At 54.0% G+C, this 17,060-nt stretch carries 8 protein-coding genes; 4 read left to right on the top strand and 4 right to left on the bottom strand.

The genetic code is table 11. From position 1 onward, the window contains the following. Nucleotides 1-372: 372 nt before the first annotated feature. From WKT13_RS01235 to WKT13_RS01250, 4 genes are all read left to right on the top strand, one after another. Nucleotides 373-3,258 (top strand): glycosyl hydrolase, encoded by a 2,886-nt coding sequence (locus WKT13_RS01235; protein WP_340322473.1) that lies wholly within the window; start codon nt 373-375, stop codon nt 3,256-3,258. Between the two features lie 613 nt (nt 3,259-3,871). Then, nucleotides 3,872-6,226, top strand: coding sequence for a beta-galactosidase (locus WKT13_RS01240; protein WP_340322474.1), 2,355 nt, complete (start codon nt 3,872-3,874; stop codon nt 6,224-6,226). 64 nt (nt 6,227-6,290) lie between these two features. Continuing rightward, nucleotides 6,291-8,207 (top strand): family 43 glycosylhydrolase, encoded by a 1,917-nt coding sequence (locus WKT13_RS01245; RefSeq protein WP_340322475.1) that lies wholly within the window; start codon nt 6,291-6,293, stop codon nt 8,205-8,207. 313 nt (nt 8,208-8,520) lie between these two features. Further along, a complete protein-coding gene (locus WKT13_RS01250; protein ID WP_340322476.1) occupies nt 8,521-9,777 on the top strand; it encodes a peptidase U32 family protein in 1,257 nt (418 codons plus the stop codon). A gap of 834 nt (nt 9,778-10,611) precedes the next feature. Here the strand turns inward: WKT13_RS01250 and WKT13_RS01255 are convergent. The 4 genes from WKT13_RS01255 to WKT13_RS01270 are packed head-to-tail and all read right to left on the bottom strand — an operon-like array spanning nt 10,612 to nt 17,007. Next, nucleotides 10,612-11,763 carry an MFS transporter gene (locus tag WKT13_RS01255; RefSeq protein ID WP_340322477.1) on the bottom strand — a complete coding sequence of 384 codons (1,152 nt, stop codon included), beginning with the start codon at nt 11,761-11,763 and terminating at the stop codon, nt 10,612-10,614. A 6-nt stretch (nt 11,764-11,769) separates the two neighbouring features. Continuing rightward, a complete protein-coding gene (locus WKT13_RS01260) occupies nt 11,770-14,109 on the bottom strand; it encodes a GH92 family glycosyl hydrolase (protein WP_340322478.1) in 2,340 nt (779 codons plus the stop codon). Nucleotides 14,110-14,126: 17 nt separating this feature from the next. Continuing rightward, nucleotides 14,127-15,230: an ROK family protein gene (locus WKT13_RS01265; protein ID WP_340322479.1), complete on the bottom strand. Its 1,104-nt coding sequence runs from the start codon at nt 15,228-15,230 to the stop codon at nt 14,127-14,129. A 37-nt stretch (nt 15,231-15,267) separates the two neighbouring features. Continuing rightward, the gene (locus WKT13_RS01270) at nt 15,268-17,007 is read right to left on the bottom strand and encodes a class I mannose-6-phosphate isomerase (RefSeq protein WP_340322480.1); all 1,740 of its coding nucleotides are present in this window, start codon (nt 17,005-17,007) and stop codon (nt 15,268-15,270) included. Nucleotides 17,008-17,060 lie beyond the last annotated feature (53 nt).

Here is a 17,060-nt window from a genome sequence, read left to right on the forward strand (position 1 = left end):
AATAATGATATCGCCAAACAAGAGTTCTGCAATATAATATTCATGTCTGGCATAAACTGTAAAGTCAACTTTTTCATTTCAAAAACCATATTAACAAAAAAATTGGTTAATATTGCAATAACATACAAGCACAGCCGGCTACTGCCTACTCTTTCCCGGTGCATACCGCCAGGCTGCGCCTTCCACGGCCACAGGTTGGTCGTTACAGCGCATACATGAATGAGTGATGCACTGCTTATACAGATTATAATCTCAATAACTGCGGTTAACCGCCTATATCTTCTTACTTACTATTAACATATGAATTACAAAAGAAACTGTTTTAGAATATTATTGTCTGTGCTGCTGTGTGTGTGTCATAACCTAAGCGGCATGTCGCACAATATAAATTCTCATGATACCTACGATGACCTCAAGGCAAACTTCCAGCAGCCTGCTCAGAAATATGGAGTGAACTGCTGGTGGTGGTGGCTGAACGGAAACGTCACCAAAGAAGCCATCAGAAAGGATCTGGAAGCCATGAAGCTTAAAAACTTCCAAGGCGCCATGATATTCGATGCAGGCGGTCATAACCAGCGCGGAAACAAAGACATACCATCAGGACCGACCTTCGCTTCAAAGGAATGGATAGAACTTTTCTCTTATGCCTTGGACGAAGCGAAACGGCTTGGACTGGTTATGGGATTTAACATTCAGAGCGGATGGAACCTGGGAGGACCATGCGTCACTCCACAATATTCCGCAAAACAACTGACATACACCGAACGGCTGGTTACTGGCGGAAAGACAATCAGCATACAACTGGACAACCCGCGAAAGCATAATAATTTCTATAAGGACATTGCCGTTCTTGCCTTTCCCGCAGAAGAAGAGAACAAAACGCTGAAGCGCATATCCAAGCTGGATTTGAAGATGGGATATCATGAATTGGGCGGCTCGGCTCCCGATTGCCGTTTCCTGCTCGAAGACGAACCTCAAGACAAACGTGCCGGAAACGACAAGGATATCTTCACGGTTAATCCGAAGAATGTTCTGAACATAAGCAATAGAATGGACGATAAAGGTGTTCTGCGATGGGATGCTCCCAAAGGAAAGTGGAACATACTGCGCATCGGCTACACCTGTACGCGCTCGGTTGTTTCGACATCCAGCGGCAAATGGCAGGGCAGCGTACTGGATTACATGAGCAAGGACGCTTTCGACTTTTACTGGAACACCGTCGTAGAACCCATCTTCAGCGCAATAGGTGAAGAACATCTGGGAACAACACTCAAGTTCATGGAAACAGACAGCTGGGAATGTGGAGGAATGAACTGGACCGACTCCTTCGCAGATGAATTCCGTGATTACTGCGGATATGATCTGACAGCATTTCTACCCATATTCGCTGGACACATCATCGAAAACATGGATGTGTCAAATGCATTCCTTGCAGATTTCAGAAAGACCATGGGCCATCTGGTTGCCATAAACCATTATGCACGTTTTGCCGAGTATGCCCACAAATACAACATGGGCATACAGCCCGAATCGGCAGGACCGCATGCAGGACCGTTGGACGGTATAAAGAACTACGGCTTCAGTGACATCATGATGAGTGAGTTCTGGGCACCGTCTCCACATCGTCCCAAACCTGAAAACCGTTTCTTCATAAAGCAGGCTTCGTCTGCCGCACACATCTATGGAAAAAGGATTGTGGGTGCCGAATCCTTCACAACAATCGGCCCGCACTGGAATGACGAACTGTGGCATGACCAGAAGCCATCGTTCGATCACGAAATATGCGCAGGCCTCAACAGGGTCTATCTCCACACATTCACCTGCTCTCCAAAAGAACAGGGCCTGCCCGGACAGGAATATTTTGCCGGGACACACATCAATCCTCAAGTAACATGGTGGAGCAAGTCTTCTCCTTTCTTCAACTACATAAGCCGCGTTCAATCGCTTGTACAGGAAGGCGACTTCGTGGCAGACGTACTGTATTATTATGGAGACCATGTTCCTAACGTGTTTCCTTACAAGCATTCTGATCCGGCAGGTGCTATGTTCGGCTTCGACTATGACGTTACGGACGAGACTATTTTGCTGAGACTGGACGTCAGAAACGGCGAGATAGTCACACCAAACAAAAGAAAATACAAAATACTTGTGCTGCCCGACCACAAGGTCTTGTCGTTGGCCGTACTGCAAAAACTGGAGAATCTGATAAGTAAAGGTGCGACAGTTCTTGGCTACAAACCGGAGAAGGCTGTGTCGCTGGTTGGAAGAGAAGACGGAGCAAAAGAATTTGCCAGACTTTCCGAACAGATATGGGGAACGGCCGAAGACTCCGTCGGACAACACGTATATGGCAAAGGAAAAGTAGTATGGGGCATGACCGCCAAGGAATATCTGCTGTCGCAGAATGTCCGGAGAGACTTTTCTATCCAGGGAAACAGCAGCAAAGACGATTATGATTACATACATTACACAATCGGAGACACTCACATCTATTTTGTAAGTAACCAGACAGAACTCAGCCGTAACGTAATGGCCGACTTCCGTGTATGCGGCATGCAGCCCGAGATATGGAACGCTCTGGACGGCAGCATAAGCGAGGCCAGGGCTTTCCGCCAGGCAGACGGCATCACAACCATACCACTGACGCTTGCCCCTTACGGCTCTGTCATAATCGTATTCCACAAGAAGATAAGCAAGAAAAGACAGGGAGACAGACAGCATAACAGCCTGGAATATAACACCATTCAGACACTGGAAGGTGCATGGACGGTCGGTTTTGATACAGAATGGGGCGGTCCTGGAGAGGTGACATTCAGCGAACTCACCGACTGGACCTCACATCCGGACAAGGGTATAAAGTATTATTCAGGCACCGCTGTCTACAAAAAGAGCTTCAAGACAACCTTCGACAAGAAAACGGACAAGCGCTACTTCCTGCAACTCGGCGACGTAAAGGATGTGGGTATCGCCTCCATACGACTCAACGGCAAGGACAAAGGCATAGTCTGGACCAAACCTTTCCGCGTCGAGGTGACCGATGATCTGACCGACGGCGACAACATACTGGAAGTGGAGGTTGTCAATTCATGGTATAACCGCGTTGCCGGCGACGAGATGTCGGCCACTCCTCAGAAATACACAAAGACCAACATTGTGCTGGGTCACGACTTCAGAGGCGCTCCTCTCAAGGACATTCCGTTAGAACCCTCGGGACTTCTCGGCCCTGTTACCATATCGACAGGCGAAGAATCCGACTGACAGCGGCATAACCGTACGGCCATGTCTCGTACATGACAGGTGACATCCCCGATTAACACATACCGACACCAAAATCTTCTGCATATTTATGCACACTGCCCTTCACGCTGTGTATAAATATGCAGAAGTCTTTATCGCAACTCTCCTATACCGCCGTTTTTACGTACGGATGAACTTTCGGGCGCAAATACCCGACTCTCAGACACATCACGCAAACTACCGGCAATTATCGGTTTAAACCATTCACATCATCCGTATGACATGTCACGCACTACGGAATGGGCCGTTCCGCAGTGTGAAAAAGTACATATCATGGCATGGCATGATATAGCACATATCGCATGATCATAAAGCCTGTTCTGCACCATAAAAAAGACATTATTACACATCGGGAAACCACACAATGCCTTCACACACACTTGTATATGTGTATGTAATTTTTGATATTTGCAAATAAAATATTAATTTTGCATGAGGGCATTGCCGCAAGCGTCCATAACGGTATGTATTTCCACGATTTGCGTCAAAGCCCTTCTCTACTGACACCGGGACACCTCCGGCAGTCACGACCCTACAACACCGTGGCTGAAGAAACAAAAACCTAAAAACAAAAATGATGAAATCATCCTTTCTACGCACCCTGCTGCTCGTGGCCATAATGGCATTCGCGGGCCGCACTACATGTGCCGCCGACAACGGTGGCGGTACGTTCACCGCCGGTAAAAAGACGTTTCTGCTCAACGGCAAACCCTTCGTGGTGAAGGCTGCCGAACTGCACTATCCGCGCATTCCGCGCCCTTACTGGGAGCACCGCATCAAGATGTGCCGCGCACTCGGCATGAACACCATCTGCCTCTACGTGTTCTGGAACATACACGAACAGCGTGAAGGCGAATTCAACTTCACCGGACAGAACGACATCGCCGCCTTCTGCCGCCTGGCACAGAAGAATGGCATGTACGTCATAGTGCGCCCCGGACCTTACGTGTGCGCCGAGTGGGAGATGGGCGGACTACCCTGGTGGCTGCTCAAAAAGAAGGATATACACCTGCGCGAGCAGGATCCTTACTTCATGGACCGCGTATCCAAGTTCATGGCGAAGGTGGGCGAACAGCTCGCTCCGCTCACCATTCAGAACGGAGGACCGATAATCATGGTGCAGGTGGAGAACGAATACGGCTCCTACGGCGAGGATAAGGCTTACGTGAGTGCCATACGTGATATCGTGCGCCAGTCGGGATTCGACAAGGTCACGCTCTTCCAGTGCGACTGGGCGAGCAACTTCACACGCAACGGACTGGACGATCTGGTGTGGACAATGAACTTCGGCACGGGCTCCGACATCGACAGTCAGTTCAGCCGTCTGCGCGAACTGCGGCCCGAGTCGCCGCTGATGTGCTCGGAGTTCTGGAGCGGATGGTTCGACAAGTGGGGCGCCCGTCATGAGACACGCCCCGCATCGGCAATGGTGGCAGGCATAGACGAGATGCTGTCCAAAGGCATTTCGTTCTCGCTCTACATGACCCACGGCGGCACATCGTTCGGCCACTGGGCCGGCGCCAACTCACCGGGATTCGCTCCTGACGTGACATCCTACGACTACGACGCACCCATCAACGAATACGGACAGGCCACACCAAAATACTACGAGTTGCGCCGCACAATGGAGAAATACTCCGACAAGCGTCTGCCCTCCGTACCCAAACCGGCCACTGAGCTGATAAGCATTCCGCGCTTCAGCCTCAACGAATACGCACCCCTGGTGTTCGGCACCGACAGTATGTGCGTAGCACGCAGTCCGCTGACCTTCGAAGAGCTTGACATGGGATGGGGAACGGTAATCTACTCCACCTCTCTGCCCGAGATAAATACACCGTCCACACTCGCCATGAAAGACGCTCACGACTACGCCATGGTTTATGTGGACGGCCGCTACATAGGCCGCACCGACCGCGTGCGCAACGAGACGACAGTCAGTCTGCCGCCAGTGAGCCGTGGCAGTAGGCTCGACATCGTTGTCGAAGGCATGGGACGCATCAACTTCGGCCGCGCCATAAAAGACTTCAAGGGACTCACCGGCGAAGTCACCATAATGGCCAACGTCGATGGAGACGACGTGACATGGAAGTTGAACGACTGGACCATGCGCACACTGCCCGACTCCTACGACCACGCCCTGCGCGCCTTCAAGCGCTTCAATGACGGTGAGTCGATGGGACTGAAGCTCGATTCGCGAGCCGGATACTACCGCGGCTTTTTCAATCTGAAGAAGACCGGCGACACGTTCATCAACATGGAGACGTGGGGCAAGGGCCTCGTCTATGTGAACGGACACGCCATCGGCCGCTTCTGGAGCATCGGTCCGCAGCAGACTCTCTACGTGCCGGGATGCTGGCTGAAGAAAGGACGCAACGAGATTGTGGTGCTCGACGTGGCAGGACCAGTCATGGCTGAGACATGGGGACAGGACCGTCCCGAGCTCGACAAGCTGCAGACGGAGAAGAGCAACCGCCACAACAATCCGGGCGACCGCCCCGACCTCAACTCGGCAACGCCCGCAGCGGCAGGCCAGTTCGCACAGGGACGCGCATGGCAGACCGTGAAGTTCAATGCACCGGCACGCGGACGCTATCTGGCCATTGAGTGTTCGTCAACCCACGACGGCAGCGAGATAGCGGCAATAGCCGAAATCTACGTGCAGGATACCGACGGACGACGCATCGACCGCAGCTCATGGAGCACGAAATATGCCGACAGCGAGGACGCCGACAACGGCAACCACACGGGCGACAAGGCGTTCGACCTTCAGGAATCTACATGGTGGAGCACCACCTACGGCGCATCCATGCCACATCTGCTCGTCATCGACATGGGTGCCGAACAGACCATCGGCGCGCTGGAGTATCTGCCCGCCACAGGACAGGACGCCGCCGGACTGACCAAGGACTACCGCATATTCGTATATTGACAACGGAATATGGCCGTACACATGCAGCCATACCACAAAACGAAACTATCAAAAACAGCATATAATGAGGAAAAGACTATTTGTAATAATTGCGGTCATCATCTCTCTGACAACGACTACCGCACGCGCGGCAGCCGTTGAGGAGAAGGACATGGCCGGCTATCTTTTTGTTTATTTCACAGGCAACGACATAAGCCAGGAGGCCATCTGCTTCGCCCTTAGCAACGACGGACTGTCGTGGCACAAGCTCAATGGCGGCCGCCCGGTGATCGACTCGAAGGTCATCAGCTCCACAGGCGGAGTGCGCGACCCGCACATCCTGCGCGGCGAAGACGGCCATACGTTCTACATGGTGGCCACCGACATGGTGTCGGCCAACGGATGGGACTCCAACCGCGCCATGGTTCTGCTCAAGTCGGAGGACCTCATCAACTGGTCGCACTCCATTATCAACATACAGCAGACCTACGAAGGACAGGACGATCTAAAGCGTGTGTGGGCACCGCAGACCATCTATGATCACAAGGCGAACAAATACATGATATACTGGTCGATGAAGCACGGCGACGGACCGGACATCATCTATTACGCCTACGCCAACGACTCGTTCACCGGACTTACGGGCGAGCCGCGTCCGTTGTTCATCCCCGCCGACCGCAAGTCGTGCATCGACGGCGACATTGTGTATAAGGACGGAAAATATCATCTGTTCTACAAGACCGAAGGACACGGCAACGGAATAAAGGTTGCCGTCACCGATGAACTGACATCCGGCCGCTGGACCGAAAGCCCCGACTACAAACAGCAGACCGATCAGGCCGTGGAGGGCGCGGGAACATTCAAGCTGTCGGGCACCGACAAGTACATACTGATGTACGACATGTACATGAACGGCCGCTACCAGTTCACCGAAACCACCGACCTGGAGCACTTCCGCGTGATAGACAGCGACGTAACGATGGACTTCCATCCGCGCCACGGCACGGTGATGGCCGTCACACGCGACGAGATGAAGCGCCTCACCGACAAGTGGGGACTGCCCGAAGGTGTAACAATTCCGCGCAACCCGATGCTCACCGGATTTCATGCCGACCCTGAGATTCTCTATTCCGAACAGACCGGCCGCTACTACATCTACTCCACTACCGACGGCGTGCCGGGCTGGGGCGGCGCTCATTTCACTGTGTTCGAGTCGTCCGACACCCGAAACTGGACCGAAGCTGGCACCGTACTCGACCTGAAGGCGGGCGACGCCGTATGGGCCGACGGCAACGCATGGGCACCGTGCATCATCGAGAAAAAGATAAAAGGCCGGTACAAATATTTCTTCTACTACAGCGGAAACTCCAAGGACGGCAAGGGCAAACAGATAGGCGTGGCAACCGGCGACACACCCACAGGACCGTTCAAGGACTCGGGCAAGCCGATGATAACCGATTCGCCGGTGGGCCACGGACAGCAGATAGACGTCGATGTTTTTACCGATCCGGTGTCTGGCAAATCGTATCTTTACTGGGGCAACGGCTATATGGCCGGCGCGGAGCTCAACAAGGACATGATGTCGATAAAGAAAAAGACTCTCACAGTGATAACTCCGCAGGGCGGAACGCTTCAGGATTACGCCTACCGCGAGGCGCCGTATGTGTTCTACCGCAACGGAATATATTACTTCATGTGGTCGGTCGATGACACCGGCTCGCCCAACTATCATGTGGCTTACGGCACATCGCGCTCGCCGCTCGGCCCGATAGAGGTGGCCGCACAGCCGGTGGTGCTCAGCCAGAAGCCTGAGCAGGGCATATACGGAACGGCACACAACTCGGTGATATGCCTGCCGGAAAGCGACGAATGGCTCATCGTCTATCACCGCATCAACCGCAACTATCTGAACGACTCGCCGGGAACGCACCGCGAGGTGTGCATCGACCGTCTGGAATTCAACGCCGACGGCACCATACGCCCGGTTGTTCCGACACCCTGAATCGCCTCCGCATCAGCAGTACACGTACCCCGTCACTGCCACGGAAGCCGCCGCACACCGCACCAAAATGCACAAAACGCCACAACTGCGCACTGCGGCGACAATAAAATAAGCGAAAAAGCATACGGTATTTGTTTTTTTCGTATATTTGCACCAAGAATTTTAAGCAAATCACAATAAGGATTATTCCGTTGTGAAAACATCAGGTATGCCCATCGACCTTAACGGTGGGCACTTTTCATGAAATGCCGGCTGCGGCGCCGGTATGTCTTTATAAATCAGGCAATAACAATTCATTCTTCCCATAAACGCTATGGAACATACAATCAACGACTTTGAAATAATGGCTCCCGTGGGCTCACGCGAAAGTCTGGCGGCTGCCATACAGGCCGGAGCCGACTCGGTTTATTTCGGCGTGGAACAGCTCAACATGAGATCGCACTCGGCAAACCACTTCACCATCGACGACCTGCACGAGATAGCTGCCACCTGCACCGAGCACGGCATAAAGAGTTATCTCACTGTGAACACTATAATCTACGGCGAGGACATCGACACCATGCACCGGATAATCGACGCCGCACACGAGGCGAACATCACCGCAGTAATAGCCAGCGACGTAGCCGTGATGACCTACTGCAACAAGAAAGGCGTGGAGGTGCACCTCTCCACACAGCTCAACATAAGCAATGTAGAGGCACTGAAGTTCTACGCCCAGTTTGCCGACGTGGTTGTTCTGGCGCGCGAACTCAACATGGACCAGGTGGCGGAAATATACCGTCAGATAGAGGAACAGGACATCCGTGGACCGAAAGGCGAGCAGGTGCGCATAGAGATGTTCTGCCACGGCGCGCTGTGCATGGCCGTTAGCGGCAAGTGCTACATGAGTCTCGACAACACAGGACGCTCCGCCAACCGCGGCGAATGTATGCAGATATGCCGCCGCTCATACACCGTGACCGACAACGAGACGGGTTGCCAGCTCGAGATAGACAACAAGTATATCATGAGTCCGAAGGACCTGAAGACCATACGTTTCATCGACCGCATGATGAAGTCGGGCGTGAGGGTGTTCAAGATTGAGGGACGCGCACGCGGACCGGAGTATGTATATAACGTGGTGAAGTGCTACAAGGAAGCCATCGCGGCCGTTCTCGAAGGCACGTTCACCGAAGAGAAAAAGGACGCATGGGACGAACGGCTCGCCACCGTGTTCAACCGCGGATTCTGGGACGGCTACTATCAGGGCCAGCGCCTGGGCGAATGGAACAAGAACTACGGCTCAAACGCCACCGAACGCAAGGTTTACGTGGGACGCGGTGTGAAATACTTCTCCAAGCTCGGTGTGGCTGAGTTCTCATGCGAGGCCTGCGAGTTCTCCATAGGCGACCAGATGCTCATCACAGGTCCTACGACAGGAGTGATGTATGTCACCGTTGAGGAGATTCACGACGACACTCACGCCGTGCAGACAGCGCAGAAAGGCACACGCGTGTCGTTCCGTGTTCCGGACAAGGTGCGTCCGAGCGACAAGCTGTTCAAGCTGGTGAAGGTGGAAAACAAAAACTGAGCGGAACAGTCCGCACACCATAACATAAGAATGCATGCGCCGTTATGCTATCACAAGCAGCGGCGCATGCATTTTTCGTTTCCGGTTTTCACATCGCGTGAACGTATCTTTTTAATACCCCACAAACGGAAACCGCTATCTATTACTTTGATGTTCATTAATACATAAATCCCCGCGCACATTTCGCCCGATACCATTCTGCCATGAAAGATAACACATACGGCTATTCATCATGAATATACCGGAAGCCGGAAACAGCCTTTCGCGCCATTCCCAACACCACCCGCGCTGCGCAGATTTTTGCAAATTTATTTTAACATCTGTTTACATTCAGCGAACTTCATTTAACGTTTCCTTTTTCTCCTTACAGAAAATCGCGGACCGGCAAACAAGCCTCTAACAGCCCGTCCGGACCGAATGGCGAAGCGGTTGCGGGCAGACGGCTTTGCGAAATAGACTGTTTCAGGGTGCGATAAAGACTGTTTCAGGGCATGATATGGACTGTTTCAGGGTGTGATATGGACTTTATCAGCACACAAAATGGCCCGTTTCATAAGCTGAAACAGGCCATCTTGCAATATAGAAAAATATCTGCCAAAAAGCATTATGATATAAGCGACTGAATGTCAGAGCATTACGCAGAATCAGAAAATCCGCGTTTTTTCGCGCCAAACGTCTCCCGGTACGCTACGGAGCGATTTTTCCGCGGTTTCCGCCGCGATTATTTAACATCTCCGGCTCCGTTTTTCGTTTTTTTATATTTCAGCACTTGACGTCTGCATGTCAGTGAGTCGATGCTGTAAACATACACGCAGCGTGCTCCGCAAAAGACCGTCACTTACCAAGTTTTCCCGTGGTCCACAACAGATAGACCATGCAGACGAGCAGCGGAATGAGGCCTGCCACCTGCCCGAACGAGTCGGACAGCACACCCATGAAAGGCATGACGACCGCTCCACCCGACACTCCCATTATCATAAGCGCCGATATCTCGTTGGCCTTGGCGGGCCTGTGCTGGAGCGCATAAGAGAAGATGATGGAGAATACGTTTGCACACGCGAAGCTAATAACGACGATGAGCACCGACAACAGCCACAACTCGTGCACGAAAAGCATTGCCACGAACGCCACAATGGCCACCACCATGCTGACGCGCATGAAGCGTTTGCCGGCAATCCTGGCAAGGATGAACGTGCCGACGAAGGTGCCGACGGTCTTCGCTACGAAGTAAAGGCTCGTGCCCAGTCCTGCCTCACTCAGCGGCAGACCGGCTTTCTCCATGAGCAGTTTGGGGATGCTCGTGTTCAAACCCACGTCGATGCCCACGATAGCGAGGATGCCGATGAAAAGCAGAAGTATGATTTTGTCGGTGAACAACGACACTGCTGAGCGGAAACTTGCGGTCTGTTCCTTCTCCGGAGTGTCGCGTTCGATGGACAACAGAAGCCACAGACCGGCCAGCACCGTGACGACGGCATAGGCCGCGAAGATGAGTTTCCAGTTGCCGAAGAACGATGCCGCCACACCGGCTATCACCGGACCGAGGAACGAAGAGATGGCTTTCACGAACTGACCGAGCGTCAGTACGCTTGCCACCCTGTCGCCTGCGACCACCTGAGCCACCATAGGATTGAGCGACACTTGCAGTATCGTGTTGCCTATTCCCAGCAAAGCGAAGGCCATGAGCGCACAGGTGAAGCTGTAGGACAGCAGCGGCATTATCATAGCCACGGCCGTCATGGCCATCGACAGCAGCACCGTGTTGCGGCGGCCTATGCGGCTCATCATGATGCCGGTGGGAATGGAGCACACCGCAAACCACAGGAACACCATCATAGGGATGAGATTTGCGAGCGTGTCGGACAACATGAAGTCCTTCTTCACATAGTTTGTGGCTATGCCTACCACATCGACAAAGCCCATGACAAAGAACCCGAAAAGAATCGGGAGAAGCCTCAGCCATGAATATTCACTGTTCTTTCCCATAGCGTCTTAGTTTTTAACTGTCTTGTCCATTATCACTTCCAGCTTGCCACCCTTCACCACATCGCTGAACGGCAGGTGCACTCCGTCCATACGTTTGCCGTTGAGCACATAGCTGTTCACGTAGGCATCGCTACCCGTGTTGCCCTCGGTGGTTATCGTGAATGTGCGGCCGGGATAATATTTTCTGTTTAGATGTATGGTTATCTTGTCAAAAAGAGGTGCTCCAAGGCTGAACGACGGATTGGTGTCGGTGAGTCCCTTCACGTCGAACAGACCCATTGACGAAATGACATACCACGCTCCGAGCTGGCCCTGGTCTTCGTCCTGACCGTAGCCGTAGCCGTGTATGCCGTCTGTTCCGTAGAATTCGTTGAGTATGGCGCGCACCCATTTCTGTGTGAGTTCGGGGCGGCCGGCCTCGTTGAACAGCCACGATATGTGCAGACACGGCTGGTTGCCCTGATTGTACAAGGTCTGAAGACCGGCAAACGCGCCCACTTCAGTTCCGCCGCTAAATATCTTTTTCTGCGAGAGAGTGAAGATACTGTCAAGCCGTGCGTTGAATACGTCCGCGCCGACCTTTGCCACCAGCCCCTTCACATCGTGGGGAACATAGAACGTGTATTGCCATGCGTTGCCCTCCTGGAAACCGCGCCACACCTCCATCGGGTTGAAGTTGTCGATGAATTTGCCGTCGGCCTTCTTCGGACGGATGAAGTCGCACGACGTGTCGTACAGTCTTTCCCATCCTTTGGAGAGATACATCAGCCGGTCATAATTCTTTTTGTCGCCTATGCTATTGGCCCACTGTGCCATCACCCATGCGCTGTAAGAGGCCTCCAGTGTGTGCGATGCCGAGAACGAATAAGTGTCGGCGTTCTCCTCTCCGCGGTCGCGGTGGGGCACATATCCGTATTTCAGGAAGTCGGCCGTGGTGGCCTTGCCTGCTCCCAACGGTCGGTTCTCGCCATCAAGTTCGTTTTTCAGACACGCCTCGTATGCCAGTTTCGTGTCGAAGTCGCGTATGCCGCACTGATAGGCTGCGGCTATTATGGTGCTCAGAAGGTTTGTGCCAACGCCCGAAACGTAGCGGTTGTTTGCCAGACCATCGGCCAGCCAGCCCGCATCCTTATAGGCCTGGAGATGCGTGCTGACATATTGCGTCATGTATTCCGGATAAGCCAGGATCCACAACTGCGACAGATTCCACTGTGCTCCCCACGCCGCGTCGGTGTTATACACGTTGTACAGCGGCTTGCCGTCCTTCATAGGGAGCTGCCCGACGGTACCGTCGTTGCGCGGATAGGCACCGTTGGCGTCGCTCGCCAGTCCACGGCCGAGCAGCGCATGATACAGTCCGGTGTAGAATTTCACTTTGTCTTCCTTCTTCTGAGTCTCCACCTCGATGCGTCCCAGATAGTCGTTCCATGCCTTGTGCGACTGTTCGCGCACCTTGTCGAACGTCATTTTCTCCGCCTCTGCCGTAAGATTGGCGCGGGCGTTCTCTACAGATGTGTAAGAAAGACCTATCTTCACCGTCACCGTTTCGGTCTTGTCCATGGCGAAGGTGAAATACATTCCTGCGCCTACACCCTTGCTTTCGCCTGCTCCCTGCTGTTGGTTCTCACCGTTGTAGCTGCCGTATGCGGCCGGTTTCCTGTCCATAACGGCCGAGAAATAGAGCGGGACGGTGGCTCCGGGCTGATATTTCTTCACATACTCAGGCTCTGTTATGACCCATCCTTCCACACGTCCGTCGGCAGTGTAGCGCACATACGCATCCTTCACCGCGCCGCTTTCGCCCTGCCGGTTTCCGATGTTGAACAGTATGTGGTTGTCCTTTCCTGCCGGGAAAGTGAACCGCTGAAACGCCACACGAGGCGTAGCCGTAACCTCAGCCTTTATATCATAGTCGTCGAGCAGCACCGAGTAGTAGCCCGCCGTGGCCACTTCGTTCTTGCGGTCGAAGCGCGAGCGGTAGCCCTTCTTCTCCTTGTCGGTTGGCAGACCGGGCACAGTGACGAGCCTGCCTTTGGTAGGCATGAGCACAATTCCGCCCACCTGGAACTCGTGAAGACACGGAAATCCCTCTATCGTATTCTCACGATAGTCATATCCTGTGGCCTCCCATCCCGACGGGTTGCCGAGACTTCCGTTGGTGGAAGGGCCCGGCTTGGCCAGTCCGAAAGGCATTGCACCGGGTGCGAAATGAAACCAACGGCAGTGCGCCGTTCCTATTCTCGGCTCCACATATCTGGTCCAGTCCTCGTGAGAACGTGCGCCGGCGGTGGAGCAATTCATGAATACGGCGCCAAGGAACAACAGTCCCGATATTATCTTTTTCATAGTCTTATACTTCGTTTTTATAATAATCCTTTCTTATTCAATTCACTTACGGCAAACCAATATGCGCCGAGCGCTATGGCACGGCTTGCTCCCAGACGCGAGATGGCGACGCCTATGCGGCTGTCGGTGTGGTATTCCACGGTGCGTCCGGTGCCCGGCACTGTCACCATCTTGCTGCTGTTCCCAAGAAAAGCGGCCGACTCGGCAGGGTCTTCCAGATTATACGGCTTCGCAATGAGGCGGTTGAAGCGCGCTCCGGCGAACGTTCCCGTCTCAGCGCGGAGCTCCTTCATCAGCGCGGGAAGTATGTACTTGGATGCTCCCGCCAGTCCTCCGCCTATGACGACAAGGCCGTCTATCAGCGTCACTGCCGCCGCGATGGTGTATCCCGCCACTTCGCCCAACTCGGCAAAAGCGGCTTTCGCTGCCTCAGCGTTGCCCTCGCGGGTGCCTTCGGCTATGTCGAATATGTCCTTGGGAGTGAGCGTTGAGCGGTCACCGGTGAGCGAAGCGTATATCCGTTGTATGGCGCGTATGCTCACACTTTCCTCAGCTATCATGCCCTCATGCCTGTTGTTGGGCATGCACCACAGATTGCCGCCCACCTGATTGTCGCCACGCAGCAGCTCGCCGTCTATCACTACGCCGCCTCCGAAGCCTGTGCCCAGCGTCACACCGACAAGATTCCTGTAGCGGCGCGAGTTGCCGGCGGCCTGCAGACGGGCGTTCACCTCGGGCAGCATGCCTGCCAACGCCTCACCGTAGGCGAAGAGACAGCCGTCGTTGTTGATGAATACGGGAATGCCGAAATAACCCTCAAGAAACGGACCGAGCGCCACACCACCGCGGAAAGCGGGGAAATTGGGCAGGTCGCCAATGATGCCTGCCTCGTAATCGGCCGGTCCGGGAAAGGCGAAACTTATGGCTTTGGGTGGTTCGGGCAGCAGTGCCCGCACCGTCTCAAAGCCCTTTCTGATGACTTCCAGACACTTGTCCAGATTGTCGGTGACCGAAGGCAGCGTCACGGGAGCGACTATTTCCTCCGGTCCCCGGCTGGCGGAGAACACCAGATTGGTGCCTCCCGCGTCCAGCGTCATGACTATAGGATATTGTGTTTTCATAATGTTACGGTTTCTGTTATCGGTTTATGGTTTAAGTCTATTGTCTGAAGCGCACGTAGGCTTTTATAGTTCCGCACTCCGTTCCCTCGGCCTCGCCGTAAGGACGGATGACATATTCGCCCACCGACGCGGGTATGATGAACGTCTCGGCGTAGTGTACCACGAACGGTTCGAACGCATCCGACGGACTCTCCACCACTGCCTCTCTGCCCTCAACGAGGTTGAGCACCTGCACGCCTCCGTCGGTATTGTGGGTGACAGGGCCCGTGAACCAGTGGCGGCGGGTCTCTATGAACTCGTTCTCATGCAGTCCGGTGCGCTCCTCGCGCCATCCGTCGCCCTGCCCTAACGGCTCTATGTGGTTTACAAGATTGCGGCGCACGAAGTCGGTCTGCCTCTCCCACTGTATCACGTGCGCCCCGTGGCCGATGTTGATGGGCCGTGGCAGTCCGTCAAGACCGAGGCGTCCCCAGTCCCACAGTTTGAATGTGAAGATGCTTGGCGTGGCACTTATCTCCAGCACCATGGCCTCAGCGCCCGAGCAATGGATGGTTCCGTTGGGTATGAGGAAGTGGTCGTGCTTCTTCGCCGGCCAGCGGTTGACATACTTCTCGGCGTCGAACGGCCGGCCCGTCTCCTGCGATTCGTTGAGCGCTGCTATCATCTCGTCGGGATCGACTCCCGTCTTCAGACCAAGGAACACCGTCGCTCCTTCCTTCGCATCGAGCAGATAGTAGCTCTCGTCCTGCGTGTAGTATATGCCGAACGTGTCGCGTATGTATTGCGTTGTGGGATGAACCTGAAGGCTGAGGTTGCCTCCGCCCATGGTGTCGAGGAAGTCGAAGCGTATCGGGAAGTCCTGACCGAAGCGCGACTCCACGGGTCCGCCCAACAGGTCGCGGGTGTTGTGGAACACCAGATTGTTGGCAGGCATCTCGAAAAGTACGCCGTTCACGTCGAAGTAGAGGCTGTTTTCCTCAGGCACGCAGTCGAAGCACCAGCCGTAGTTCTGGCGTTCCGGGTCGAGCCCGCACACACGCTTCATCCACTGTCCGCCCCATGGCGCAGGGTCGAAGAACGGTACCACGCGGAACGGACGGTGCGCAGTCTTGTCCAGTCCATCGCGCAGCAGACTGCCTCTTATCATCTTCGGCTCGCCCGCCGTGTGCGTATCCATCCAGTAGTCGGCCTTACCGAGTAACTGTTTTTTCAGTCTGTCGCATACTATCCAATCCACGAAATATCCGCGTTTGTACTGATACGACGCGCCTTCGGCCTTGTTCTCTACGCCCAGGCCGTTTATCTCATGGCGGCGCGAGCGCAGCTGTATCTCCCATCGTGCCATATCCACATACACCGTGCGGTCAGCATCGGGTGCCACCAGAGCCGCTCCGTGACCATAAACCACCGTGAATCCATCGGCAGCCTTCACCTTGCGGCGCGCATCTTCGGTCTTTTCAGGGTCGAGAAAATCGGCATACGAGAAGTTGGAACGATAGCCGAACAGTCGGTCGTCCGTGACATACGGATATGTCATACGCTCTATTTCGGCCACCGGTTTGAACAGATCTGCCGTGTCAATCCAGCAGTCGGCATGGAGCGCTTCGAAGCCTTTGCGCAGCTCGTCATGATATACTCCCTGATAACATTCAATCACCATCGTGCACCGTCCGGCGGGCATACAGTCCCTCAATTCGCGGCAAATGTTGTCCCATCCTTTCCACAACTCACCGTCGAGCTTCGTTGCCGGCGACTTGTCATAATTGCTTTTATACATAAGAAATAACTGTTTTCTAATACATCAGCGCCTTTCACGGCGTCTGAAAGATT

It is taken from the genome of Prevotella sp. HCN-7019 (genome assembly GCF_037890215.1).
Lineage (GTDB): Bacteria > Bacteroidota > Bacteroidia > Bacteroidales > Bacteroidaceae > Prevotella.

Coding starts and splice junctions, on each gene's coding strand:
- WKT13_RS01270 (WP_340322480.1), bottom strand. CDS start 17,007: ATGTATAAAAGCAATTATGACAAGTCGCCGGCAACGAAGCTCGACGGT.
- WKT13_RS01260 (WP_340322478.1), bottom strand. CDS start 14,109: ATGAAAAAGATAATATCGGGACTGTTGTTCCTTGGCGCCGTATTCATG.
- WKT13_RS01245 (WP_340322475.1), top strand. CDS start 6,291: ATGAGGAAAAGACTATTTGTAATAATTGCGGTCATCATCTCTCTGACA.
- WKT13_RS01265 (WP_340322479.1), bottom strand. CDS start 15,230: ATGAAAACACAATATCCTATAGTCATGACGCTGGACGCGGGAGGCACC.
- WKT13_RS01255 (WP_340322477.1), bottom strand. CDS start 11,763: ATGGGAAAGAACAGTGAATATTCATGGCTGAGGCTTCTCCCGATTCTT.
- WKT13_RS01250 (WP_340322476.1), top strand. CDS start 8,521: ATGGAACATACAATCAACGACTTTGAAATAATGGCTCCCGTGGGCTCA.
- WKT13_RS01240 (WP_340322474.1), top strand. CDS start 3,872: ATGATGAAATCATCCTTTCTACGCACCCTGCTGCTCGTGGCCATAATG.
- WKT13_RS01235 (WP_340322473.1), top strand. CDS start 373: ATGTCGCACAATATAAATTCTCATGATACCTACGATGACCTCAAGGCA.